The sequence below is a fragment of the Rheinheimera riviphila genome (assembly GCF_004005945.1).
GTDB lineage: Bacteria > Pseudomonadota > Gammaproteobacteria > Enterobacterales > Alteromonadaceae > Pararheinheimera > Pararheinheimera riviphila.
Genome location: NZ_SACS01000015.1, coordinates 91,424 through 117,290, shown reverse-complemented (window position 1 = coordinate 117,290; position 25,867 = coordinate 91,424). Strand labels below are relative to the sequence as shown.

The 25,867-nt window shown below is 49.6% G+C and carries 22 protein-coding genes; 16 read left to right on the top strand and 6 right to left on the bottom strand.

Going from position 1 to position 25,867, the window contains the following annotated elements:
- Positions 1 to 237 precede the first annotated feature (237 nt).
- The 5 genes from EOE67_RS14070 to cysW all read left to right on the top strand — a co-directional run bounded on the left by EOE67_RS14070 (position 238) and on the right by cysW (position 5,439).
- Complete coding sequence (locus tag EOE67_RS14070; protein WP_127699967.1) at positions 238 to 1,722, top strand: FG-GAP repeat domain-containing protein; 1,485 nt, start codon at positions 238 to 240, stop codon at positions 1,720 to 1,722.
- Positions 1,719 to 2,039, top strand: coding sequence for a hypothetical protein (locus tag EOE67_RS14065; protein WP_127699966.1), 321 nt, complete (start codon positions 1,719 to 1,721; stop codon positions 2,037 to 2,039). Before EOE67_RS14070 ends, EOE67_RS14065 begins: the two co-directional genes overlap by 4 nt.
- Positions 2,036 to 3,460, top strand: a complete 1,425-nt coding sequence (locus EOE67_RS14060; protein WP_127699965.1) for a PepSY-associated TM helix domain-containing protein — start codon at positions 2,036 to 2,038, stop codon at positions 3,458 to 3,460. The genes EOE67_RS14065 and EOE67_RS14060 overlap by 4 nt, the downstream gene beginning before the upstream one ends.
- Before the next feature lie 240 nt (positions 3,461 to 3,700).
- Positions 3,701 to 4,543, top strand: a complete 843-nt coding sequence (gene cysT, locus EOE67_RS14055) for a sulfate ABC transporter permease subunit CysT (RefSeq protein ID WP_240652822.1) — start codon at positions 3,701 to 3,703, stop codon at positions 4,541 to 4,543.
- Positions 4,540 to 5,439 (top strand): sulfate ABC transporter permease subunit CysW, encoded by a 900-nt coding sequence (gene cysW / locus EOE67_RS14050; protein WP_127699963.1) that lies wholly within the window; start codon positions 4,540 to 4,542, stop codon positions 5,437 to 5,439. Before cysT ends, cysW begins: the two co-directional genes overlap by 4 nt.
- A gap of 25 nt (positions 5,440 to 5,464) precedes the next feature.
- On the opposite strand, the gene EOE67_RS14045 is transcribed toward cysW, so the two are convergent.
- The gene (locus tag EOE67_RS14045; protein ID WP_164852342.1) at positions 5,465 to 6,301 is read right to left on the bottom strand and encodes a polysaccharide deacetylase family protein; all 837 of its coding nucleotides are present in this window, start codon (positions 6,299 to 6,301) and stop codon (positions 5,465 to 5,467) included.
- Positions 6,302 to 6,420: 119 nt separating this feature from the next.
- Positions 6,421 to 6,783 (bottom strand): hypothetical protein, encoded by a 363-nt coding sequence (locus EOE67_RS14040; RefSeq protein ID WP_127699961.1) that lies wholly within the window; start codon positions 6,781 to 6,783, stop codon positions 6,421 to 6,423.
- Between the two features lie 690 nt (positions 6,784 to 7,473).
- Between EOE67_RS14040 and EOE67_RS14035 the strand changes: the two genes are divergently transcribed.
- The 7 genes from EOE67_RS14035 to EOE67_RS14005 all read left to right on the top strand — a co-directional run bounded on the left by EOE67_RS14035 (position 7,474) and on the right by EOE67_RS14005 (position 13,985).
- A complete protein-coding gene (locus tag EOE67_RS14035; protein WP_127699960.1) occupies positions 7,474 to 7,926 on the top strand; it encodes a hypothetical protein in 453 nt (150 codons plus the stop codon).
- A 115-nt stretch (positions 7,927 to 8,041) separates the two neighbouring features.
- Positions 8,042 to 8,296 (top strand): type II toxin-antitoxin system ParD family antitoxin, encoded by a 255-nt coding sequence (locus EOE67_RS14030; protein WP_127699959.1) that lies wholly within the window; start codon positions 8,042 to 8,044, stop codon positions 8,294 to 8,296.
- Positions 8,289 to 8,591, top strand: a complete 303-nt coding sequence (locus EOE67_RS14025) for a type II toxin-antitoxin system RelE/ParE family toxin (RefSeq protein WP_127699958.1) — start codon at positions 8,289 to 8,291, stop codon at positions 8,589 to 8,591. Before EOE67_RS14030 ends, EOE67_RS14025 begins: the two co-directional genes overlap by 8 nt.
- Before the next feature lie 84 nt (positions 8,592 to 8,675).
- The gene (locus EOE67_RS14020) at positions 8,676 to 8,960 is read left to right on the top strand and encodes a hypothetical protein (RefSeq protein ID WP_127699957.1); all 285 of its coding nucleotides are present in this window, start codon (positions 8,676 to 8,678) and stop codon (positions 8,958 to 8,960) included.
- A gap of 565 nt (positions 8,961 to 9,525) precedes the next feature.
- Complete coding sequence (locus tag EOE67_RS14015; RefSeq protein WP_127699956.1) at positions 9,526 to 11,925, top strand: TonB-dependent receptor; 2,400 nt, start codon at positions 9,526 to 9,528, stop codon at positions 11,923 to 11,925.
- A 30-nt stretch (positions 11,926 to 11,955) separates the two neighbouring features.
- A complete protein-coding gene (locus EOE67_RS14010) occupies positions 11,956 to 12,696 on the top strand; it encodes a response regulator transcription factor (protein WP_476748468.1) in 741 nt (246 codons plus the stop codon).
- A gap of 2 nt (positions 12,697 to 12,698) precedes the next feature.
- The gene (locus tag EOE67_RS14005) at positions 12,699 to 13,985 is read left to right on the top strand and encodes a sensor histidine kinase (RefSeq protein WP_127699955.1); all 1,287 of its coding nucleotides are present in this window, start codon (positions 12,699 to 12,701) and stop codon (positions 13,983 to 13,985) included.
- A gap of 67 nt (positions 13,986 to 14,052) precedes the next feature.
- Here EOE67_RS14005 and EOE67_RS14000 read toward each other — a convergent pair whose 3' ends face one another.
- A complete protein-coding gene (locus EOE67_RS14000) occupies positions 14,053 to 14,880 on the bottom strand; it encodes a MipA/OmpV family protein (protein ID WP_127699954.1) in 828 nt (275 codons plus the stop codon).
- Between the two features lie 367 nt (positions 14,881 to 15,247).
- Between EOE67_RS14000 and EOE67_RS13995 the strand changes: the two genes are divergently transcribed.
- Positions 15,248 to 15,583 (top strand): hypothetical protein, encoded by a 336-nt coding sequence (locus EOE67_RS13995; protein ID WP_127699953.1) that lies wholly within the window; start codon positions 15,248 to 15,250, stop codon positions 15,581 to 15,583.
- A gap of 317 nt (positions 15,584 to 15,900) precedes the next feature.
- Complete coding sequence (locus tag EOE67_RS13990; RefSeq protein ID WP_127699952.1) at positions 15,901 to 16,563, top strand: hypothetical protein; 663 nt, start codon at positions 15,901 to 15,903, stop codon at positions 16,561 to 16,563.
- A gap of 441 nt (positions 16,564 to 17,004) precedes the next feature.
- On the opposite strand, the gene EOE67_RS13985 is transcribed toward EOE67_RS13990, so the two are convergent.
- Together EOE67_RS13985 and EOE67_RS13980 are read right to left on the bottom strand one after the other, a co-directional pair.
- The gene (locus tag EOE67_RS13985) at positions 17,005 to 17,715 is read right to left on the bottom strand and encodes a LytR/AlgR family response regulator transcription factor (protein ID WP_127699951.1); all 711 of its coding nucleotides are present in this window, start codon (positions 17,713 to 17,715) and stop codon (positions 17,005 to 17,007) included.
- 5 nt (positions 17,716 to 17,720) lie between these two features.
- Positions 17,721 to 19,034: a sensor histidine kinase gene (locus tag EOE67_RS13980; protein WP_127699950.1), complete on the bottom strand. Its 1,314-nt coding sequence runs from the start codon at positions 19,032 to 19,034 to the stop codon at positions 17,721 to 17,723.
- A gap of 270 nt (positions 19,035 to 19,304) precedes the next feature.
- Here EOE67_RS13980 and EOE67_RS13975 point away from each other — a divergent pair, with 270 nt between their 5' ends.
- Both EOE67_RS13975 and EOE67_RS13970 read left to right on the top strand, forming a co-directional pair.
- Positions 19,305 to 20,225 carry an ABC transporter ATP-binding protein gene (locus EOE67_RS13975; protein ID WP_127699949.1) on the top strand — a complete coding sequence of 307 codons (921 nt, stop codon included), beginning with the start codon at positions 19,305 to 19,307 and terminating at the stop codon, positions 20,223 to 20,225.
- An 11-nt stretch (positions 20,226 to 20,236) separates the two neighbouring features.
- Entirely contained in the window at positions 20,237 to 23,512 is a 3,276-nt protein-coding gene (locus EOE67_RS13970) for a M1 family aminopeptidase (protein ID WP_127699948.1), read from the top strand.
- Positions 23,513 to 23,635: 123 nt separating this feature from the next.
- On the opposite strand, the gene fusA is transcribed toward EOE67_RS13970, so the two are convergent.
- Positions 23,636 to 25,735 (bottom strand): elongation factor G, encoded by a 2,100-nt coding sequence (fusA, locus tag EOE67_RS13965; protein ID WP_127699947.1) that lies wholly within the window; start codon positions 25,733 to 25,735, stop codon positions 23,636 to 23,638.
- Positions 25,736 to 25,867 lie beyond the last annotated feature (132 nt).

Sequence of the window (25,867 nt, the reverse complement as noted above, 5' to 3'; positions counted from 1 at the left end):
TACCTTGATTGGCTGCTCGCGGCCGGTTTTTTTAGCAAGTCACAGGCTGCTGCGGCCTGATTTTTGAGTGGCTGGGTATGACAAAGAATGCTGCCTGCGATGGATTTTGCTAAATTCAGCAGCACGATCTAACCGAACTGTTGAATTTGTTACATTTTTGACAGTCTGAGCCTGCGAAACCAGCGTATCATCTGCTGGACTTAACCTGCGCGCATCATCACAAGGAGTTTGTTCCGCATGACTTTAGTATCTGCCAAATCGATTTTTCCAGGTATGTTGTCTGGAACAGCCTTGAGCCTGCTGGCATTTTTCAGCGGCAGTTGTTTTGCCACCGCTTTTCAAACCCAGCAAGTGAAGCTGGATCACCCGGCCAATGGTCATCTGTTAAAACTCAAAGACAACCCGCTGTTATTGGTGTCTGGCCACAACACCGAACATCGGTGGCTTAGTCAGGTCGAATTAAATTCGCTGCAAGCCAGTCAAATCGCCATTCCGACCACGGCGCAGTTTTTTGATCAAGCAAGCATTGCCGGTCAAAGCGGTAGTCAGTTGGTCAGTTTAACCACCGAAGGTGTGGCGCATTACAATCACACCGAAAAACGTTGGCGCAAGTTGCTGACCAGCAGCTCTTTGTATCGGGTGGTTGATACTAAAAGATTGCGCCATCTCGAATTCAGCCATGATTTGAATAACGACCAACTCTCGGACTTTTTATTGCCGGATTTTAATGGTTATCAGCTGTGGCTACAGCAAGTCGATGGTAAATTTCGCCATTTCGAACTGACCATCGACAGCCAGATGCAGGCGTTTGATGAAGATCCTACTTATATTGCCCGCAAGCCATGGCTGGTTGATTTGAACCTCGATGGTCGTACCGATATCGCTTTTGCCAAAGATGACAGCTTGCAGGTGTTTTTGCAGCAAGCGGATGGCAGTTTTCCAACGACGCCGACAGCGTTGGCGCTGGGCGTAGGTCTGACTCCGGACAATCAGGCCCAACTGCGCGGTGGCGATGGTCGCAGTTTTAAAGGTTTGGTCATTACCAGATTGCAGCGGCTGGCGGATATTAACGGCGATGCTGTTGTCGATTTGGTGGTGCAACAGCAGCAATATGTAGATGCGATGGAGCAAAACTACAGCTACCACATTCACTACGGCCAAAAAGGCGCGACAGGCGTTAGCTTCCAGCCAAAACCAAATCAGACGATCAGCACCTCCGGCGTGCAATTTGATGTCAAATTTGTTGATTTAGACAACGACAACCGCGTCGATTTTTATACACCAGCGGCTCATATTGGCGTGCGTTCGATTATCCGCGCTTTGGTGGCGGGCACCGCCAATGTCGAACTGCAGTTTTATAAACAACAGGCCGACGGTAGTTTTGGCAGTCAGCCGGTGTATAGCCAGGATGTGACGGTGGAGATCAGTATCGGCAGTGGCCAGGTCAATATGCCTCTGGCGACAGTGCTGAAAAACGCCGCTGGTGTGGCCAGTCTGGTGGTTGGTGACGGTGAAGATACCCTGCGGACTTTTGCGCCGGCGTCGGCAAAATTATTCAGCGATAAAAGCACAAAGCAGCAACAAGCGATGCCCAAACGCGGCATGGATGCGTTGGCGGTGGATTTAAACGACGATGGTAAAGAAGATTTGGTATTGCCTTTTACCAGTCAGGAAGTGACGCCTGAACTGACGAACCAACTGCAGCTGCTGATCCAACAATGACCTTGAGTGTGCTGCCGGTTTTTTTGCAGCCGTTGCTGGCATGGCTGTCGACGCCACGTCGTTTATTGCAGCTGCGAATTGTTCTATTGCTCGGCGCGGGCTGGTCGCTGCTGGCGCCATTGTCGGCGTTAATTGCGCAAGTTTTGTCCTCTACCTTCAGCCGCCCTGATGCGGTGATTGTTGCCAGTTTTGTTGGACCACTGTGCTGTTTATGTCTGGTGTTGCTGGGGTTATGGCCAAAACGGTTGCGCTGGGTGCTGGCGGCTTTGCTGCTGTTAAGCTGCTTATTGCAGTTTAGCGTCGGAGGCGTGCTGTGAACGGTTTTGTGCAGCGGTTAAAACAGCTACATTTGCTGCTGGGTTTGTTGGTAGGCTGGTTATTGCTGTTAATTATCTTCACCGGCAGTTTGAGTTTTTACCGGGCAGAACTGGATAATATTCAGTTGTTTAAGTTTGATGGTGCGCCGGAGTTTACGTCTACCAGCGCTGCCACTGCCAACAGTGTCGCGTTAGCTCAAGCATTTTTGACGCAGCAGGCGCCAGCTGCGACCCAGTGGTATATCGAGTTACCACAACAGCGTAAACCTTATCTGACGTTGCACTGGCTGCAAGCAGCCATGAGCGGGCAAGGAGCGACTGGTCAGGGTAATTCGCAGCTTTATCAACAACTGCTCGATGCCAAAACCGGTGTGCCAATCACCGAAGCATTGCCCATCAAATTTGGCGCCACCGACCATCAACTCGGTGGTTTATTTTTCCAGCTGCATTACAACTTACTGCAGCTGTTTGGCCCAATCAGTCGCAGTCTGGTGGCGTATCTGGCGCTATTGTGGTTGTTGCTCTCCATCGCCGGATTGCTGAGTTTACGTGGCCGCTGGCGGACTTTGTGGCAGATTAAACCCTCTCCTTCGAACCCGGAAACAGCCCGAACCTTAAGACACAATCAGCTGGCGGTTCTAACCTTGCCGTTTGCATTGCTGTTTGCCAGCAGTGGCTGGTTAACCCAGATGTTTAGCGATAACAGTGCGCCGCAACGCCAACTCTATCCGGATAATCCTTATCAGTTTTATGCCGAATTATTTCCACCAGCACAGCCGTTTGCCGGTGCGAGGCAAGACGATCCGGCGCCATTGCCGAATTTGGCAGCTTTGGTAATCACAGCAGAACAACAGCTCGGACGACCAGTGGGTAAAATCAGTCTGACATTGCCTGGAACAGCCCAAAGCACCGTGCTGCTGAGCGGTAGTGCAGCGGCGCAGATCAGTAACCAGTTACCGAATGTCCTGTTTAGGTTTGACGCTTCAGGCTGGCAACAACATCAACAACATCAACAACATCAACAACATCCATCAGAAGAAGCCGCGCCTGTTGCGGCGAGCTTGTCGCCAATCGCCCAAATCCGTAGTGTCTGGTACGGCTTGCATCAATCGCTTTATGCTGCATCCTGGTTACGCTTTGGTTTGTTTCTTTCCGGCATATTGTGCTGCTGGATGATCTGGCTGGGCCTGTGTAGTTGGTTGCAACGTCAGAGCGCAACTTATTGGCGACAGATAGTCTTGCCTGGAACAGTCGTGGCTTTCGCCTCGTTCGTCTTCGGCTGTGCTTTATTGATTGCGATGCAACTGTTATCGCACAAGCTGCTAACAGGATATTCGTTGCTTCAGCAACTGCTGATGTTCACTGTTGGCACTGCACTATTGTTGTTTTCTAGCCGCTGGCTACGAATAAAACCAAGCTGAACCGAATACCGACGAAGGACAATCGGTATTTTATGCAGATGCTATATTTCTTTTGGTTATACCGAATGCGTTTTTGATTCTTTTTATCCCTGCCAATTTGCATTAGTCTGGCACTCATATAACTGGGTGTTCAGACGTCTGAATATCTGAAAGTGAGTTTTTGCTTGAACTGCTCTGTTACAGACAGAATGCTCAATCTACCCACGACACCAGAGCACAACCAATCGCATGGGGTTTATCTTGGCCTTTTTTTCGAAACGTAAAAAATCGGTTTTACCAGGTTTTGGCCTGTCGATGGGCTTTAGTATTTTTTACTTAAGCCTGATCGTATTTTTACCGCTGTCGGCGCTGGTGTTAAAAACTTTTGAGCTGAGCCTGGACGAATTCTGGCAAGTGGTGGCGAGTGAGCGGGCGATTGCCAGTTATCGCTTAACCTTTGGGGCGTCTTTTGTCGCGGCATCGATTAATTTAGTCTTTGGTTTATTGGTAGCCTGGGTGCTGGTGCGCTACAGCTTTCCCGGTAAAAAAGTCATTGATGCGCTGGTCGATTTACCTTTTGCTTTGCCGACCGCCGTTGCCGGTATTGCATTGACTGCCTTGTATGCGCCGAACGGCTGGATTGGCCAGTTTTTCCATGCTGCCGGCATTAAAGTGGCGTATTCGGCTTTTGGGGTAACGTTGGCCCTGGTGTTTATCGGCCTGCCGTTTGTGGTGCGCACAGTACAACCAGTGCTGGAAGATGTTGAAAAAGAACTGGAAGAAGCCGCTGCCAGCCTTGGTGCCAACCGCTTACAAACTTTTTGCCGGGTAATTTTTCCGGCGTTATTGCCATCCTTGCTGACCGGTTTTGCGCTGGCCTTTGCCCGCGCCATTGGTGAATATGGTTCAGTGGTGTTTATCAGCGGTAATATGCCGTTTAAAACTGAAATCACCCCGCTATTAATTATGACCCGGCTGGAGCAGTTTGATTACGCTGGTGCTGCGGCACTTGGTACGGTGATGCTGCTGATTTCATTCCTGTTATTGTTATTGATCAACCTGTTGCAACACTGGAGCAACCATCGGCACGGAGGTGCAAAATGAGTTCAGTTGTGATAGATAACACCAACAGTACAGCTCGCATCACCATCCGCCAGGCCACTGCTGAGCCGTTGTGGCTAAAAGTGTTGCTGACAACGCTGGCTTTAAGTTTTCTCACACTGTTTTTATTGCTGCCGCTGGTGATCGTGTTTGGCGAAGCTTTTGCCAAAGGCTGGCAGGTGTATGTCGCCTCCATTACCGAACCTGCAGCGGCGCACGCGATTAAACTGACGTTGCTGGCGGCTGCAATCGCGGTGCCTTGCAACGTGATTTTCGGTTTGGGTGCCAGCTGGGCCATCGCCAAATTCCAGTTTCGCGGCAAACAGCTGCTGATCACTTTGATTGATTTACCGATTGCAGTGTCGCCAGTGATCGCCGGTTTGTGTTTTATGTTGTTATTTGGCGCCCGCGGCTGGTGGGGCGAATGGCTGAATGATCACGATTTTGCAGTGATGTTTGCCGTACCTGGCATCGTGCTGGCGACCATTTTTATCACTTTTCCGTTTGTGGCGCGTGAGCTGATCCCGCTGATGCAGGAGCAAGGCCGCGAGCAGGAAGAAGCAGCGCTGACGCTTGGTGCCAGTGGCTGGCAGACTTTCCGGTTGGTGACCTTACCTTCGATTAAGTGGGCGCTGTTATATGGGATTATTTTGTGTAACGCCCGCGCCATGGGCGAGTTTGGTGCGGTGTCGGTGGTATCGGGGAAAATCCGCGAGCAAACCAACACCATGCCGCTGCATATTGAAATTCTATACAACGAATATCAGTTCGCCGCTGCTTTTGCCGTGTCGTCGTTGTTAGCTTTACTGGCCTTGCTGACCTTGGTGCTAAAAAGCGCATTGCAATGGCGCGCAGCGAAAGACTACGCAGAAGCTGCTAAATTGCGGGCGGTGGAGTAAGGTAAATGGTGGCGACTACAGCTGGTTAAATCAGCTGGTTAAATGTCACCATCCGAATATTGCGCGCCTGAACCATTTCAATCACCGTCGCCAAATCGGCTCTAGTGATGGCCCAAACCCCACGATAACGAGCTTTGCTGTCAGTGGCCGGGCGGTCGACGATTTTGTGGCTGGCGAGAATAAGGGTGCCACAACTGCTGTGCAGTTCGTCCAACACCAGCGCCAGTTCGGCAAAATTCAACCGGTGTGAATCAATCGAAAAGGCCATTTGCAAAAACGGGTCCCGATATTTCTGATAGTTTTTAAAGTATTTTTTGCCTTCCATCTCGGTGGTAAAACCCCGTACCCTGGAAAAATGTTGTTTCAGCTGCTTGGTAAAGGCTGGAACTTCGGCACCAAATGGGTAGGCAAAAGTTTGAGGGGCAAAGCCGTGCTGGCGCAGCAAGGCCAGATCCGGGGCAATTTCCTTTTGATAATATTGTTTCCAGCTAACCCCTTGTTGTGACAGTAACTTCGCATTTTTATGCGACGTTGAGTGATAGCCAATTTCATGGCCGTCGTCCCGTAACACCGTCAGTTTGTTCAGTAAGGTCGCATCGGAGCTGCGCAGAATTTTTTTGCCAAAACGACTGACAAAAAAGGTCGCTTTCACATTATAACGGGTAAAAATATCCCGACTGGCGTACCAGTCATCCACCGACGAATCATCAAAACTCAACACCACCCGAGCCTGATCGCAAACCTTTATCGGTGCAACCTGCACAGCAGCGCTGTTTTGTCCGGCGCAGCCCGCAAGCACAAACCCGGTCAGGCAGATCAGGGTTTTCAGGTTCTGCTGCAGAAAGAATTTCTGTAATGTCAAAGGTCTGCTCCAGAGCTGTATAGACCCGTCATCCTTGAAGATTCGGGGTATGTGTTTGTGATCGATCGCAACTGCCGGCAATATCCACTGCCGGTAAGGTCAGATTGACCGCTGGCGGGCTAGTCCGGCTTCGAGGATTGTTGCCGACGTTGTTTTTTCAGTTTGGCAATTTGGTAAATCACCAACAAGTAACTGATTAAAAATAGCAAATTAAAGCTACCAACGGCGGTGGTGGTAAATGCTTGTTCGCTCGGCAACAGCACTATTTTCACCAGTGGTAATAACATCGTGGCAAACATCACGGCCAGCACAGTTCCGCTTTGCACAAACTTCACCAATAACGCCAAACCCAGGCTCGCCAGCGCATATTGCAAATGCCACTTCCCCTGATAAAGGCTCTGGCTGGTCAGCGCAACATACGCCAGCACCAGCAGATAACTCAGCACAAAAAAATACCCCAGATAACGCACGGCGTTTTGCATTTTTGTCTCCTTGGAAGCGTTTTGGCGGCAGTATGCCTGAGTGATGTTGGATCGCCAACAGGCTTTGTTGCATCGGTTTCTGTTTACTCCAACTGCGTTGAGCGGGTTTCGCCTACGGCGAGTTACTTATTTTGCTTCGCCAAAATAAGTAACCAACAAAAGGCGACCCCTGATCGCTCGAAAGCCCGGAAGTTTGTCTCGATTTTGAGGCCGCAGCGCAAACTCGCGATTTGCTAACGTCAAATCGCTCAAACAGTGCGCTGGCTTAAAACCTCAAAACCGGCCAAACCACCGGCTCGCTTTACGGGGACAAACGCGGCTACGACTACGATTTATGCTGGGGTTGTGGTTGTTCTCGAAAACGACTTATCCTCTAATCAATGTTGATACACGGTTGAATCCAAAGTCAAAAGCAGATAGCTTGAATCATAAGTTGATGTGAAATATGGAAAAGTTTTGCAGGTGCGACAACACAAAAACTGTAAGGATGCTGGTTATGACAAATGTAAACAACTCGGTTCAAGATAGATTTTCGGAAATCTTACAGTTGCTCGGCACTTTGTGTGAGTGTTACGACACTACTGGTAAAGAGTATCTTTCATTGTCGCTCAGCGTCGCATCGCAATCCGTATTCTTGTGCATGATACATGGAAAGATGGCAGGCCAAATAGTATATCCCTATTAACCCTGATGCATAAGAAAGAGGGAAAATTCTTATCTACCAACACCGTTAATTCAAAAGAAAGTATTCAACTTGGATTGGTTAAAACAATCAACGTTGGCGTACGTGATGGGCATGGTGGCGAATCTAAATATTGGCCGCTTTGTGATGACCGCTATTTCCCTTCTAAGGGCTCAAAGAGATATTTAGACTTTAATGCTTGGTGGGAAGAAGTTGTTTTTCTAACCCCTAATGCGAGCCTTACAAGACAAGACCTTGTATTGCAAATGGCGAACAAAGATGGTGGTGCACATGTAGACGCCAAAGTTGAAGAGAAATACGACAGGTTTCGCAATAGCTGGGTCGCTGGCTCGTCATTGGTTGGAATTAAGTCCGGGACCGTGAGAGGTTATGACAACATTCCAACTTATCCGGCAATAAGGCAAATTGCATTCGAACTTCTTGCAAGTTTACAGCCCTGAGGCTTAGGTGTTACACCGTTGTGCTGGCAGAAATGCATATCAACCAAATATTGAATTGCGCATGTTATGCGCATATTATGCCTGTAATGGAGGCGTTGGTTGGCGAGGCAAAAAAATGAACATCACTCTTGGTTCTGAATTTGAAAAGCGGATTAATGAAAAAGTTGCTTCCGGCTTATATACCTCTGCCAGCGAAGTGATCCGTGATGGCTTACGTTTGCTGTTTGAAAAAGATCTGGCAAAGCAGCAACAACTGGAGATCCTCAGGCTCGAAGTTGCACGCGGTTTTGAGCAACTAACTGCAGGAGAGAAATCTTCAAAGAGTGCTTTGGATATTTTTGACGAGGTAAATCGGGGAATTCATGGCTGAGTATCAGCTTTCGCCGCTGGCAGAAGCTGATATCCGAGCAATTGCTACCTCAACGTTTACCAACTGGGGTTCCGATCAGGCACGAACATATCTGGAAAGCCTGGATCGAACTCTGCTGTCGCTGGCTGCTAATCCGGGATCGGGCAGGCCTCGTGATGAAATCCATGTCGGTGCAAAAAGCTTTCCGTCGGGCAAGCATGTCATTTTCTACCGTATCTCAGCGTCAGGTATTGAAGTCGCGAGAGTGTTGCACCAACGGATGGATATACAAACTCTATTCAGTGACGATTTCTGACGCGATAGATCATCTGAGTTACCACAGTCGCAATTTAAACTTTCAGGTACACTGATCTTCAGCCATCCCACCACAGGAATAAACATGAATCTGGATAAAGCGAAAAAACGAATCGCAAAACAAGTGAAAAAAGGTTTTGATGGTTATCCTTTGATTTCATTGGCCTATTTTGGTGCTACCGCCGATTATGCCACCGAAGTGGATGTGACTTTTCTGGCGGAAGCCGGTGCTGAGGCGCAGGTGCAGAAATTTACTGGCAGCAGCGATGTGCGCGAAGATGAAACGATTCAGTCGGTGTTGGTGAAAATTATTGAACGGGCTGAGCCAAAAACGGTGACTGAAGTGGCTGGTGTTGCCATTCGTGCTTAGCTGAACTTTATCTGATTTCAGATCTACGGCCTCGTACACACTCTGAGAGTCGTATTGCGCCAACAAAGGTCGACCAAAATTTCTGAAACTGAATCGCTGCTGTTCAATCAAAGCGGGGTTTCTGAGAACAACTGTATTCGAGACTTTCGAAAATTCCGAGTCATCAACGCATTGCCATCACATTAGAAATACCAACAATATTCACTGGTTTTAAGACATCCCACAATACGCCTAAAATAAATTAATCAATACAATCAAATTATTACATTTTTTATGTGGCGAAACGTGGTGGTGTACTTTGTTTCCAAAACATGTTTATCCGCGTTTGACTGCGTGTTGCCGGTATTTTCCACGAGTTGACGCGGCTGGCGGCATCGTGCACTGCTGTAACTTTGATCTTTCGGCGACTTTTTAGTCACATTTACTCTGCTAGCCTGCCTGCGTTTCTGCAAATAGTTTCTTCAAATAAATACGGTCGATTTTTGGAGGTTAGCAAGATGATTAGGCAATTAAAACAGGTACCGTGGTTAACTCTTAGCCAGATGACATTCAGAGGGATAACAGTATGAGCCGGCAATTCAGACAAGTATCCAAACAAATATCGACCTTGACGCTGTGTGCGCTGCTGCTGAATTTGCCACTAGTTACCCACGCAGCTGAGGCACCTGGTGCGCTGACGGTGATCGTCAAAGATCAGCATACGGACCGGCCACTCGCAAATGTGCAGATCACGTTCAAGAAACGGGAAACGGCTGCCGAGCAAACTTTAACAACCGACGACCAGGGTCGTATTGTCGTGGCACAGCTCGATCCGGGTCTTTATTCGGTGAACGTTGCTAAAGGCGGCTTCGCATCTTCGTATGAGCCAAGTGTCCGTGTGGTAACGCGCAAAAATATCCAGCTTGAATTTGAACTGCTGAAAGAAGATGCAATTGAAATCGTCGAAGTTCGGGCACGGCAGGCTGATACCTTTGCATCCGCATCAAGTAGTTATCTCGACCGGGAAACGTTGCAAAGCGCAGTCGGCGGTGGTGCCGATCCGCTGCTGTCGCTGGACGGCTTACCTGGCCTGGCCGCCACCGGTGAATTCGCCAACTTTAGCGTGCGCGGCCGTGGTCCCAGAGATAATTTGTTATTTGTCGATGACCTGCCCTTTGACAAAGCGGTGCACTTTGATGCCACCTTGGGTGAAGACGAAGATGTGGGTGGTGGCGGTCGTTTCTCGATTTTCGCGCCGAACGTGATCAGCGGTGCCGAGTTCTCCCCCGGCGGCTGGGGGCCGGCTTATGGTGGCCGGGCGGCATCGCTGTTGAAATTAGAAGTCGCCGATGGCAATCCAAGCCCTTCCGCCAGTTTCCGCTATGACCTAGCAGGCTATGAAGTGGGTTACGACGGTCCTACCGGGATCACCGATGACTCGACGATGCTCATTTCTGCCAGGCGACTGGATTTCGGCGCTTTTTTTGAAACTATTGAAGAGCTGGATATTGGCGAGCCGGTGTTAAGAGACATCATCGTCAAGTCGGTCGTTCCCATGAATGAAAATCACACGGTTGAAATTCTGCTGATGGACACCTATGAGGACTATGTTCGTGATGTCACTCATGTATTTGCATCGCCGAATTTCGAAGATGCAGCGCTGCTGGATTTCAAACAAGATAGTGATTTGTATGGTCTGACGTTGCGATCATTGGTCGGTGAAAAAGCCGTGTGGACCAATAAGCTTTATTACCGCAACAGCGACAAGTTAAGCTCTGAGGGCGAAGCATTTCCTGATCTGGTCCCGCCGGGTTCACCTGCCGCTAGTTTTCCAATACGGGAGGACATTATCACCATCGGTGAAGCGGAAACGGAGCTAGGCTGGCGCAGCGATTATAAAACATCAAATCAATGGGGTGTGTTTAGTGCAGGTAGCCAGGTCACCCAAATTGAACTGGACTATAGTACGGTGTTAGATGGCAATTGGCAGCGATTTATCTATGACAGCAATGATTTCAGACCAAACCCGGCACAGCGTTATATTGTACTAACGCCTGGTAACATCAACTCTGCCATCAAGCAAAAAGAAACCAGTTATGCAGGTTACGTCGACCAGGTTTTTGAACAGGGGGATTGGGATTTTGGCACTGGCTTGCGGCTCGAACGCGACGGTTTTGCCGATGAAAGCTTTGCGTCGCCAAGGTTTAGCGTCAATTGGCAGCCGAGTAAGACGGTGCGATATTTTGCCACCGCAGGACTCTTTCATCAGTCGCCACGGTTTTTAGAGCTGGCCGCGAACGCGTCAAATAATCTGAAGAACGAAAAAATCACCCACAGTAGTGTTGGTTTTAAATATTTCCTGGACAACAATTGGTCGGTGTTAACGGAGGCCTATTATCAAAGTCTCGACGATCTGGTCGTAGACCTTGATCGGGCAAAGGGTACCTTTGCTAACAAGGGGGACGGCACCTCCTACGGCGTCGATGTTGTGGTCAACGGTACTATTCGCGAAGGTCTTTACACCACCGCGACCTATTCTTACAACGATATCGTTATCGATCAGCAGGACGGTCGTGGTGACCAGGCTGCCGACTTCAGCCGTGAGCATGTCGCGACCCTTGGGCTGACCTGGGAAATCAACGACCGCTGGAAAGTCGCCGGACGCTACAAATATCTTTCTGGTAGGCCAGATCAGGAGTTTGTGATCCACTCAGACGTGTTGGGACCCGGACAACCGCGACGGTTCTCAAAAGAGATCACCCGGCGTAACGTTGGTCGGCAAAGTGGTTACAGCTTGCTGAACCTTCGCGTGGACTATCGGCGGGCATTTGGGCCTATTGATGTCACCGCCTTTCTTGATGTCATCAACGTCACGTCAGCCTCGTCCAGCGACGACACCGAGTTTGACTACCGTCGGGGCGTGGAAGTGGAGGATGATAGCGAAGCCGAGCCACTGATTGGCCTGCGAATGGATTACGCCTGGTAAGAACTGATCGCAAAAGCAGGTAGCAAAAAAGTGGGTAGCAAAAAAGTAGGTAGCAAAGGGGAGAAGCAAATGGTCCGCATACTTGGCGAAGCGCCGATCCGAGTGTTGATTGTCGAAGATAACCGCGACATTTGTGCAAACATTGCCGCCTATCTGGAAAAGCATCCTTATATTCTGGATTTTGCCTACGACGGGGTAAGCGCAATGCACCTGGTGTTGACGAATCCGTTTGACGTCATTGTATTGGATCTGATGCTTCCCGGGATGGACGGCTTAAGTTTCTGCAAAAAGCTACGCGCTGAGGCCAACATCGATAAGCCGGTGCTGATGCTGACGGCGCGCGACACGCTGGACGATAAGCTGAAGGGATTTGCGGCGGGGGCTGATGACTATTTGGTCAAGCCCTTCGCCTTACAAGAGCTGCATGCCAGGTTACAAGCGCTTTACAGGCGCAGTCACGGCAAAACCGACAACCTGCTGACTGTTGGTGAGTTGACTCTGAACAGGTCCACGCTGCAAGTGCATCGCGCGGGACGGCGTGTCGAGCTGAACCCGACGGGCATGAAACTGCTGCAACGATTGATGGAAGAAGCGCCGGCGGTGGTGGATCGCGATGCGCTGGAAACCTTGTTGTGGGCGGACGAACTGCCCGATGGTGATGCGCTGCGCTCACATATGTACAAGCTGCGCCAGGCTATCGATAGGCCCTTTGATAGCCCACTCATTCATACGGTGCATCGCATCGGCTATCGCATTGCACAGGATAGTTAGTCATGTACCGTCGTAGTTTACGCCAGCGGGTCGCCTTTGCTTTTGCTGCCTGTGTTGCTGTGATCAGTGTGGCTTGGGGATTGGCTTTTTTTGCGGCGATCAGGCTCAGCGAAGACCGGGTGTTGACACAACAGCTGCAGGTTGCTGCCAACAGCTATCCGGTCTTGGCGACAAACCTTCGTAGCTACGATGAGATTGCCAGCTTGCCCTTGGCATTGCGGGCATGGGCACAGACTAACCCCGCTGCGGGATTGTACGAATTCGAAGCCGAAGAGTTGCATGTTGCGGTGCTATCTACCAACAACGAAAAGCAGGCTATCAACAATGAACAACAGGCTACCGGCAATCCACAACAAAACGCCTATGTGGTGTTCGACGTAGCTGGCATTGAGGCGGCCTCGTCCGAGGATTGGTGGTTGCTGCTGGTGATCTCAGGTTTGGTCGGAACCCTTGGTGTGCTGGGTTTTGGGCTGGGAATTGTGGTGATGCGTCGCGCAGTCGCCCCTGTTGCACAGCTCGCCAAAGCGGTGGCGGACATCGACCTTGAACACCTCTCGGCCGCTGATCACAAACGTATCGAGTCGGGCCGGTTTGGCGATGATGAGGTTGGCGTGCTGGCACGGACCATAGAGAGCACGCTGGAGCGGATCAGCGCCTTTGTCGCGAGGGAGCGCGACTTTACCAGTTCCGCCAGTCATGAGTTACGCACGCCCATTACCGTTATCACCGGCGCGCTGGAACTACTTGAACACAGTGAGCTGTCAGCGGCCGATGTGCAGGCGCTGGATCGGGTGCGGCGGGCGACGCTCGACATGAAAACCACCATTGAAATGTTCTTGTGCCTTGCTCGCGAAACGGATAACGGTTTGTATGAGGAGCAATTCTTAGTGACACCGCTGGTGCGGCAGGCGATCGATTTACAGCGCCACTTGCTGAGCCGAAAATCCGTTGATGTTGAAATCGAACATCTCGACAACCCTTACGTCCGCGGCCATCAGCAGGCTTTTTCGATTGCGGTGAATAATCTGGTGCGAAATGCATTCGAGCACACGCACACCGGGCAGGGGCCGATTACGATTCTCATTAAAGAAACCGAGCTACTGATTACTAATCAACGCAACACCAATCAACTGCACCAGCACCCTGACGGACAGTACTCACTGACCGAAGCGACCTCTCATGGCTATGGCCTCGGGTTAGGGATCGTGCAACGGTTGTGTGAGCGCAATGGCTGGTCGTTTTCGCTGCGCACTAATGAGCAGCGAGTCGTCGCCCGGCTTTCGTGGTGACGACTCAGACTGCTGTGGTGGACTCATTGATCTAATTCACATTCACAGAGTCCGTCACAACTTCTATTTAGAACAAGTAAATAACGCCGACCCCTATTTCGGCTTCATAGCTACTGCGAGCGATGGGGCTATCCCGCACCTCAGAACTAAAATATTCAAACAGTGCTTCGCCATAAATCTGCCAATGATCATTGAGATCATCGCGGAAATTGTAATTGATCCCGACGGAGCGTAAGCCACCACTCAGGCTGGTTTGATTAAGGCCAGACGCAATGGCCTGGGCTGAGTTGACGCCGAAACCGTGGTTGGCGTATTCGCTGTCGTGAACAACCACCACAACGTTAAGTTCAGAACCGGTGCCGTCGATTTGGTCGCCAAAGCGGCGCCCGACACCAAATAAACCAAGGTTGCCGTTACCACCGGTTACCACCCGACCGACCAGCCAATAACGCCAATCCGCATCAAAAGCCCGACGCGCTTGCAGCACCAGTTCAGCGCCTTCATCTTGTTCACCGAGCCCAGCTAACCGACCGTCATCGGAATCGCTTTCTTTACGACCCTCATCAAACCCAACAACAGCCTCCAGCAACCAGGAATTAGCACGAACACCACGCCAGCCAAGCGCTTCACCGGCAAAGAAGAACACATCGTCACCGTGACGCCACTGCAGCCCGCCAGCAGGCTCGATTTCCAAGCCAAATTCGTCAGACCCTTCGTAGGCTGTTTCATATTCAACACCAAAGCCGAGTCCAAAGCTCCAGCCATCCTCGCCTCTGGAGAAGTCGTCGACCGACGGCAAAGGCACCAAAGCGGCTTTTCCGTCCTGTGCCAATGCTGCTGGCGAGAAAACCGCCTGTACTAACAAAGCCAACAGTACAGCTGTTAATTTTTTCATTTAAATTTTTCCTTGGTGCGATGGAATATTTCAGTACCTCAATACCAGGTTTCTACTTGAGCAGCTTGTGTACAGATCACATGCAACCACTTTTTATTGGTATGTCCATCGTGAAATCGTAGCTATCAATCAACAATAAAGACGTTCTTTAACGTATAGCATTCCGATTGAGTTTTTTAATCACCGTCTTGCGGGTGAGGAACCCTTCCAGCGCTTACCTATTTTGGTGAATATGTTTGGAAGCGATTGAATTAGTGTGAGTTAAAGGTTAACTTCTTCTGAGTAAAATTCATGAACGAAGGCAATAGAATTTGCGTCTTGCGGGTTCTTTGCTTTTGAAAAAATACTGTAAAGGTCTATAAAATTTATGAAAAGTATTACTACCAGCAGTGTTGTCGCTTTTTTATTACTAGCAACAAGTTCTGAGGCTCAAGATCTTAGCCTTACAGATGTTCAAGATTATGATGTTAGCAGTGGGATAGGGTGTCTCAGTCAAAAGCCAGTCACAGAAAAGGCTGACTACTATTTCATCTGCAGGTCAAAAGTATCTGAAGAGCAAGCTTGGGACGCAGCAATTTACCGCAGTAAAGTAGCATGCTCCTCCGATGAAATTTCGGTTCACTTTAACGTATCTCCAGGTGTGCCTCCTGAAAATGGTATTTTTGGCGCGCAAATAGAGGTAAGTTGCGGTAAAAAAACTTAACAAATTGCTCAAGTTCACTCTGGCTGCAAGCGGCCGCCGTGGGACAAACTGCTGCGCAGTTTGTCCCTTAGCAAGGCGTTATGTGCAAAGGAAAGTTCAGTGAAAATTGACGTAAGCCCACTCGTTGGAATTGGTCCTGTCCGTCTCTGCCGCAGAGCGGCTTCGTCCAACAATTCGCTCAAGCACCAGTCGCTACGCGCCTTGGACAGTTTGTAAGTCGTGGTTTCGCTGTGCAAAAGTATTCCACAAAACCGCAACTTAAAAACTGCCGCTTAGATCGGCGTTCGGCCTCACAAGAAGTACGAGGAGTATTAGGAATGACCTATGATGAAGTTGTGTCTCAAGTCGAGAGTGCTGCCCTTCATGTAATCCGGGTGGAAGAAATTACTGATAGTCATGCTGACCTAGAGTTTGCTGGGGAGTTGACTGACTTTCTAAAAGCGGCCAAGGCACTTCGAGCAGAGGTTGCGTTCGTTAGTGTGATGACTCTATCCGAATCAACTTTCTCACCGTATGTTCCGGGCAGATCGAATGAGTACATAGATTATGACAATGAACCCGCGGAAATCGAATTTGATCTCTGTAAGTTATTGCCTGAGCTTGGGAAATATAAAAAGATGGTTGGAATTCCTGGCCATTACGCTTTATTGGTGCCATATCGAGATAAGGGCCTGAAGTTCTCAATTATTGAAGACTGGTGGATCAACTTCGTTGAATGCTTCTCAGAGGCACGCCTTCTCGCTGACCAGCGATATAGAAACTTGGCGGATGAACGTCTAGCAGAAGAGCAGGCTGAGCGAAACAAAATACTGGAGAAGCTACGCAAGTTAGTGTCTGATAAAAACTTTGGTAACTTGCCTACCCAGATCGCAATGCGGGAATACGCATTGGAGAAAATCCCTGAGCTTTCCGAGATTGATGAATCTGAACTTAAGCATGAGATTCAATCGCTTAAGGCAAGAATACTCGCTCGGAGCTGAGTGCGTGTTCCGGCCTAAAGAACAATAGGGACAAGTCTTGCTTTTTGCCTTTTCTTTTCAGATGGTAAAAAGCAAGACTTGCCTCCAATTTGTTTGCACAAGCATCTGTTTTTAAATGAAAAATGTAGGGCGGACTCAGCCGCAGGCTAGTCCGCCGTCAAGCTGGTTAGCATCAAATCACCAACTGGCGTACTGCCGCTGACGCGGCGAGTAGCGCCCTACGCAAGCATCTGTTTTTAAATGAAAAAAACCTCAGCCCTGAGGGATTAGTCTCGTGGTTGCCGGAAATGATAATGGAAAAATATAATCAGCAGATTGGAAAACAGAACAACGAAGTCAAGTCTTGCTTTTTGTCTTTTCTGTTCAGATGGCAAGTCCCCGCAAAATGAGTCGGTTAGTTTGGCCGGTTTTGAGGTGTTAAATGTCCTATTTCAGATAAAGCTATTTAATCCATTCGCTCAGCGTTTTTTTGTAGGTGTGTCCGATTGGAATGGTCTTTTTCTCTAGCTGTAGCTGCGCTGATTCAATAGCCTGAACCTTGGCCTTGGCGACGATAAAAGATTTGTGAATACGGATGAATTGCTCGTTGGGAAGCTGTTTTTCAAATCCGGAGATGGTTTGTTGGGTGATAATTTTGTCATTTTCACAGTGCAAAATGCAGTAGTTACCAAGGGCTTCGATATAAACAATATCCCGCAGAAAGACCTGATGCTGTTTTTTGTCACCTTTGACAAAAATGGCTTGGGGTTCAGCATTTGCTGATTGTGCGACAGGAACTGACTGGCTGGCCGTGGCAGCAAAGGGCGCCGAGACTTTATTCACTGCCATGATAAACCGCGCCAGACTAAAGGGTTTGAGCAAGTAGTCGCATACATTTAATTCATAACCGGTGATTGCGTACTCTTGATGGGCGGAGGTGACAATAACCGGTGGCGGCTGCTTTAAAGTGCGCAAAAACTCAAAACCTTTTAGTTTCGGCATGTTGATGTCGAGAAAAATCAGATCAACCGGATTGCTGTGGAGATACTCCAATGCTGCCAAGGCGTTGTAGCTGTTGTTCACCAATGCTAAATTGGAGATTTCGGCGCAATAATCCTCAATGATCCGATGTGCGATGGGCTCGTCGTCGACGATCATATAGCGAATTGGCATGCTGGTTAGTGCTCCTTTGCTTGTTGATCTGTCAGCGACATTGTCAGGGGCAGCGTCATTGTCAGTGTAAGAGTTGCGCTGTAACAGTTCTCTGTTTGGGTGATTTGTAGCAGATGCCGATCCGGGTAGTGCAGCGCCAGGCGTTTACGCAGATTCGTTAAACCAATACCGGGGTTGTTGGTTGACTCTTCGGGGTCAAAATTATTCACGACGCTAAAAATCAACTGCTGGTGGTCAGCATGAAGGTCAATGTTCACATAGGCATTATCGACCAACTTTTCCACGCCGTGTTTATAGGCATTTTCCAGCAAGTTAATAAACAACAAGGGCGGCAGCTGAATTTCCTGTGGCAAGCCCTGCTGCAAGTCGACATTAAATATCACTTGCAGTTGTTTGTTAAAACGAACCTGTTGTAACTCAATAAAATTCTGTAGATACGCCACTTCCTGCTGCAGGTTGACGCTATCCCGCTGCCCCTGGTAAATGGTGTAGCGCATCAGATCGGCTAAACGTAAGATCAAGTCGGGCGTTTGGTCGGATTTCTCCCGCGCCAGGCCATAAAGGTTATTCAGCGTATTAAAGAAAAAATGTGGGTTGATTTGGCTCTTCAGCAACATTAATTCGGTATTGGTGCGTTCATTGCGTAATTGCTGATTTAATTTCCACAACTGGCTAATCCAACTGAGCAGCAGATGGCTCAATAGCAGCCAAAAGACCAGCCGCAACTGAAAATGCGGGCCGTAGGGGTCGTGCTGATCCATGGTCAGACTGATAAGAAATAACGACAGCAAAAAGATCGCATACCACAGATAAAATCGACGTTGCTGCTGGTCAATCAGCTCCGCGGCTACCGGCATTTTCATTGCCACGTAACTGACCACATAAAACAGCAGCACGGCATAGCCGAGTATCGCCGCACTATTATAAAGCAGCCGATATTGCGGAATATTTTCCAATACCATCAACAAACAGCTCGCCAGCACCAGCGTCAGCGCGGTGTTTATGAGCGGTATGCTGATTTTTACCTGGGTCTGGGCCTGAGTCTGTTTCTGGGACTTTTGCGGTGCTGTGGCATGTCGGCGCCGGATGATGTTAACCGCAAGCAGCACCGCAAACAGGCCGTACGCAAAGGCGATATAAACGCTGGATACCAGGTAAATATCCAGCCCGGTACTGTTGTAAAAGCTAATCAGCAGGCTACAAATGACCAGGGCGGTCAGCAGCACGACAAAGGTGATTTGAGGCTGGCGCTCGCTAAGACGCTCGCTAAGACGCCCGGTAAGACGACCGGTAAGACGCTTGGTAAAAAAGGTTGGCAACTCTGAAACTCCAGCCCGCTGCAATTTCGCTGAAAGTGCGAGACTACGCGTTTTAGCAAGGGTTTTCCATGCCGTCGTTTAGATTTATGCGCAACAGCATTATTTCGAGGACAAACCCCGCTGAGCAGTGGATCAACCTGAACAGAGCAGATTTTTGCAGGTTGAGCATCGGCTGAAGGCAGTTGGTCATATTCACTGGCTGAGCTCTGGCTATCGCCGGTTCATTGGTGATAAATACCGTGCTCCCAAGTTGATCACCATGGAATTCACATGACGCATCCTCAGCATCTGCTTATTCAACAGGTTTGTAAGTCGTATTCGGGCAATCAAAAAGCGCTGGATAATATCAGTCTGGAGCTCAACAACGGTATGTTTGGTTTGCTCGGCCCCAACGGGGCGGGGAAGTCGTCGCTGATGCGCAGTATTGCCACCTTGCAGTCCATTGATAGCGGTAGCATTGTATTTAATGGCAAGGATGTTTGCCAAGAGCCGGACGCTATCCGGCGCATTTTGGGTTATTTGCCGCAGGAGTTTGGCGTTTATCCCAAGGTGTCGGCGGAAAAGTTGTTGCACTATTTGGCGGTACTCAAAGGCGTCCGCGACCATCGACAGCGCCAACGACAGATTGACGACCTGCTGGCGCGCACTCATTTGAGCCAATATCGCCATCAGCCAGTTGCCGAATATTCCGGTGGCATGCGCCAGCGCTTTGGTATTGCGCAGGCGTTGTTAGGCGATCCGAAGATGTTAATCGTGGATGAGCCGACGGCGGGCCTTGATCCGCAGGAATGCCACAGCCTGCACCATTTGTTATGTGATATTGCCCAGTCGATGATTATCATTTTCTCGACCCATATTGTGAAAGACATTCAGGATCTGTGCAGCAATATGGCGGTGCTTGAACGTGGCAAAGTACGCTTTGCCGGCGCGCCGAAAACTCTGATTGAACCTCTGGCGAACCAGCTGTGGCAAGCCGACATTTCACCGCAGCAGATCCCGGTGTTCCAGCAACAATTCCCGCTGTTATCCAGCCGCTTTATTGGCGGCCGTTGTCAGGTGCGTGTTGTGGCACCGCAGGCGCCAGCGCCCGGTTTTATTCAGGCTGCAGCTGATTTGCAAGATGGCTATTTCTACCTGTTGCAACAGCATCAACAGTCAGGCTTGGATCTTCGCCAGCCGCAAGTAGCCTGAGGAACGACAAGATGCCATCACTTCTTGGATTTGAACTCTATTTTGCGCTGAAGCAGCGGGTGCTCATGGTGTTAGCGCTGCTGGCGCTTGGTTACGGTTATCTCATCAATAGCCAGCCGATTGGCGAAGGGATGTCGCAGCTGGCGCTCAATTCGCCTTATCGCATCAGCTATTTTTTAATTCTGGTGTCGATCTTGTTGGCGTTTGTGGTGGCTTTGTTAGCGACCAGCGTGTTGCTGAAGGATCAGGATCATCAATTTGCCGGGATCATCGGGCCTTTGACCAAGCGCCCGCTGTTGCTGAGCCGTTGGCTGACGATTGTGCTGTCGTCAGTGCTGATTTCTTTTTGTCTGATGCTGGGGATGATGGTGGCTCTGCTGCTGGCGGATGCTGATCCGGCGATGATTCAGCCGCTCAACATCAGCGATTTTGGCTGGCCCTGGCTGGTGGTGGTTTTGCCAAACATTTTACTGCTAAGCGCGCTGCTGATTGCGGTGACCACCCGCTGGTGCAATGCCAAAATCAGTTATTGTTGTAGCTTACTGCTGGTCTGCCTGGCCGGGACAGCACTGATCGTGATCAAGGCGCCGATCAGCGGCGAGTCATTATTATCGACATCCGGCTGGACGCGATTGTTTGCGATTGTGGATCCATTTGCAGCCAGTGCTTTTTTTGAGCAAACCCAGTTTTGGCTACCGCAGCAGAAAAATCAGCAGTGGTTGCAACTCAGTGGTTCGATGCTAATCAATAGGTTGTGGGTCGGCGCGCTCACCCTTTTGTTATTTGGTTATTTATGGCGCAATGCAACAGCATCAGCATCTACAAGAGCTCAGTCGCGGCGCCAGGTTGCAGATAAACTTACCGCCACAACAGCCAAACCCGCAAACTGGCAACAAGTTGTACCTGCTGGCAAACCAGCAACGGCGCCACAAGAGCACTCAACCACGCACTACTGGCTGAGTGCACTGATCCGGCAAGTCGCTTTTGATAGTGGGCAACTGTTGGCGAATTGGCCGATCCGAATTTTACTGCTGCTATGGTGGGGCATGGTGCTGATTGGCATCCTGATGGCGGCCGGCGTCTTTAGTAGTGATGAGTTTTCAGGTAAATACATCAGTAGCGCGAGTCTCATTCGCCAGGCTGGCGAGGCATTTAGTCTGTTCGCCCAAGCACTGTTAGTGCTGGTGATTGCCCAAAGCATCTGGCAGGAGCGTGAACTGAAGGTCGCGGGATTGCTGCTGGCGACGCCGGTGCCTGCCAGCACCAGCTACCTCGCCACATTGATCAGCAGTATGACCATGCCACTTGTCATGTTGGTGTTGATGCTGGGTTCTTGCCTGCTGTATCAGCTAGTCTTCACAGACGCTGCTGACGCCACCGGCTCAGGCATAACCTGGTATGTATATGCCGTCAGTGGCTATTATTTTCTGCTGCCGACCCTGTACCAGGCCGTGCTGATATTGTTTATCCTGACGCTGATCGCGCAAAAAACCGCTGCCAACAAGTATCTGGCGATCGCGGTTTGTGCTGCTGCTCTGGTAAGCCTGGATCAGTTGCCGGCTTCCTTGGGCATGGCTTCCCCCCTCTGGCAACTGAATCAGTTCCCTGACTTAAGCCGTGACTATTCGGCGTTTGCTGGTTTTGCTGGTTTCTTTGAGCAATTTAATCTGCTGGCGCTGTATTGGGGAGGTCTGGCTTTGGCCATCGCGCTATTCACCCTGAGATGGTGGTTACGCCAGGAACGGCTGGTACCTACCACCGCGCTGGCAACCAAGGCTGGCCTCAGTATGATGTGCGTATTCCTGTTCGTTGCAGCCTGGTTGCAGTGGACGCTACCGACACAGTTAAGCTCAGCCGATGAGCAACTGGCCGCCAGGGCCGACTACGAAAAAAGCTATCGCGCTTTGGCGACCTTGCCACATCCTGAATTTACTCAGACTTCAGTCTCGCTGGATATCTACCCGGAGCAACGGCTGGTGCAGATCCAATCGCATAATCAGATCACCAATCATTCTGGTCAACCGATGAGCAGTATCTTAGTGACCACTAAACGGCCGCTACAAAACATCAGCATTGAAACTGGCCGTATTAAAGATCAACGTTCTGCAGGACTCTGGCACAGCTATCACCTCGAACTTGCTCAGCCGATGCCGCCAGGTGCAAGTTTAAGGTTTGACTACAGCTTACAGATGCGTTCAGAAGCTTTTGCCGTTGACCGCGGCATCGTGGAAAACGGCATCTACTTTCATCAAGGCGAGTTTGAGCCATTGTTGGGCTATGCGGCGATGCTGGAGATTGACGATCCTTTTAGCCGTAAGGAGTATGGCTTAGCGGAAAAAACTTCAGTGATGCCAAGCCTTACGACCCAAAAACGCACTTTTTCCGCGACCTTATCGACCACCAGAGCGCAAACCGCGCTGACATCGGGGGAGATAGTGCAGCAATGGCAACAGGGCGGGCGATCTTACTATCAGTATGTGATGCCAAAGACTGTTTACCCTGTGGTCGGCTATTTCAGTGCGGAGTTTCACAGCCATCATTTTAGTGCTGACGGCATTCCAGTTACTATCTACTACCATCCTCAGCACCAACGCAATGTTGCTGAAATAGCTAAAGCAGCCGCAGTCACTTTGAAATATATGCAAAAAAACTTTGGCGACTATGCCTACCCATCGCTCAAATTAGTCGAAGTGCCGCCATACCATGCCTTTGGTGGCCGTGCTTCTGCCGGTATTGTTGCACTGAATGAAAGCCTGTTTTTGCAGGATTATCAGGATGGTGCCGCGATCAATAACGTCGCGCGCAATACCATCCATGAAGTCGCGCACCAATGGTTTGGCGAAAAACTGACGCCAAAAATCGCCCGTGGGGAAAAAGTGCTCACCGAGTCGATGGCCAAAGCGATTGAGGCGACTGTATTAGGGCAGATGTATGGCGAAGCGATGCAGCAGAGCCTAATGGCTTACAACTTACGCCGTTACCAAAGTGGTCGTGCCTTTGCCCATCAAGCCGAACCCTCGCTGCTGAATCTTGAGCAGCAAGAGTACATCGCTTATGGCAAAGGCCCGATCGTGTTGCAAGCGCTGCAACAACAGCTTGGTGATGACGCTTATTATGAGGTGTTGAGAAACTTCATCGAACAGCATCAGCACGATATGCAAGCTACCTTACCCGAGTTGGTCACGCGGTTCGCCGGGAAAAGTCCAGCGCCCGCTGAGGTGCATCGCTTATTTAATGAAGCGGGTTTGGCAGATCAAGCATTACCTGTCCGTCGATCTGACGAGTAAAGGTGCGATGGCTGTTGTACCTAGACTGGCGAAAATTACTCCTGCGCTAGCTGACCAAACCTACCGATAAAAAAAGCCCCGCGGTTCACACCAGCGGGGCTTTTTTTGTTAGCTAACGGCTAATTAGTTCTTAGCAGCGGCAGCTTTCTTTTCTTTTTCTTTCTGGATCACAGCGTCAGCCACGTTTTGTGGACATGGTGCATAGTGAGAGAATTCCATTGAGAACTGACCACGACCAGAAGTCATAGTACGCAGAGTAGAGATATAACCGAACATCTCAGACAGTGGTACATCGCCTTTGATCCGAACGCCAGTTACACCAGCTTCCTGACCAGAGATCATGCCACGACGACGGTTTAAGTCGCCGATCACATCACCTACGTGGTCTTCTGGGGTGAACACGTCAACTTTCATGATTGGCTCAAGCAGTTGTGCGCCAGCTTTTGGAATTGACTGACGGAAAGCGCCTTTGGCAGCGATTTCGAACGCGATAGCTGAAGAGTCAACTGCGTGGAAACCACCGTCGAATACTTCAACTTCAACGTCTAATACCGGGAAGCCTGCTAAAGTACCAGTGCTCATCATCGAAGCAAAACCTTTCTCGATGGCTGGCATGAATTCTTTTGGAACGCTACCACCAACAGTAGAAGAGATGAACTTGAAGCCTGAAGCTTGCTCACCTGGACGAATGCGGTAGTCGATCTTACCGTATTGACCTGAACCACCAGATTGTTTCTTGTGGGTGTAGCTGTCTTCAACTTCACGAGTGATAGTTTCGCGGTAAGCAACCTGTGGTTGACCAACAACTAACTCAACACCGTAAGTACGTTTCAGGATGTCTACTTTGATATCTAAGTGCAGTTCACCCATACCTTTCAGAATCGTTTCGCCTGAATCAACATCAGTCTCTACGCGGAAAGTTGGATCTTCTGACACCATCTTACCGATGGCGATACTCATTTTCTCAACAGAACCTTTATCTTTTGGTGTAACACAGATAGAGATTACTGGCTCTGGGAAGATCATTGGTTCTAAAGTACATTCGTGTTTTGGATCACACAGGGTGTGACCCGTTTGCGTATTGTTCTTCAGACCCACTAAAGCGATGATGTCACCAGCCTGAGCAGTGGTCAGGTCAGTACGGTCGTTCGCGTTCATCTCAACCATGCGGCCGATACGCTCGGTTTTACCAGTGAAGGAGTTCAGTAAGGTATCACCCTTGTTCAGAACACCAGAGTAAATCCGGATAAAGGTCAGGGCGCCGAAACGGTCGTCCATGATTTTGAAGGCTAAGGCGCGGAACGGCTCATCTGCAGATACGATGGCGAATTGGCCATTTGGAGCACCCTCTTCGTCCGTTAGTGGCTGTGGGTTTACTTCAGTTGGTGATGGTAAATAATCAACAACTGCGTCCAGTACTAACTGCATACCTTTGTTTTTGAAGGCAGAACCACAGTAAGTTGGGAAGAATGCTAATTCACGGGTACCTTTACGGATACAGGCTTTGATCTGTTCAACAGTCGGTTGTTCACCTTCCATATAAGCCATCAACAGGTCATCGTCTTGTTCCACGGCAGTTTCAACTAACTGGTCACGGTACATCGCAACGTCATCTGCCATATCCGCTGGGATATCCATAACTTCGTAGTTTTCTGGCTTGCCAGAATCATCCCACACGTAAGCTTTTTCAGTCAGCAGGTCAACCACACCAACGAAAGTGTCTTCGCGGCCGATTGGTAAAGTCATGATCAGTGGCTGAGCGCCCAGAACGTTCTTAACTTGTTCTGTTACGCGGATGAAGTCAGCACCGATACGGTCTAACTTGTTAACGAAGATCAGACGCGATACTTTCGCGTCGTTGGCATAACGCCAGTTGGTTTCTGACTGAGGTTCAACACCACCAGAACCACAGAATACACCGATACCACCATCTAATACTTTCAGAGAACGGTAAACTTCAACGGTGAAGTCAACGTGGCCCGGGGTATCGATAACGTTGAAACGGTGACCTTTCCAGAAACAGGTTACAGCTGCTGACTGGATAGTAATACCGCGCTCAGCTTCTTGTACCATGAAGTCAGTCGTAGATTCACCTTCGTGAACTTCACCTATCTTATGGATTTTACCGGTCAGTTTCAGGATACGCTCGGTAGTAGTGGTTTTGCCGGCATCAACGTGGGCGAAGATACCAATGTTTCTGTATAAGGATAAATCTGCTGACATAGTCATCTCGATAAGCTAGGGTTTGAAAATAGTGCGACAATATACAGGAAATTATTCGGTTTTGCCCGAAAAAAAAGCAGCATGGATCGCAAAATTGATCCAGTTGCTGTCAATTGTGTTTTGCAGCCGCAA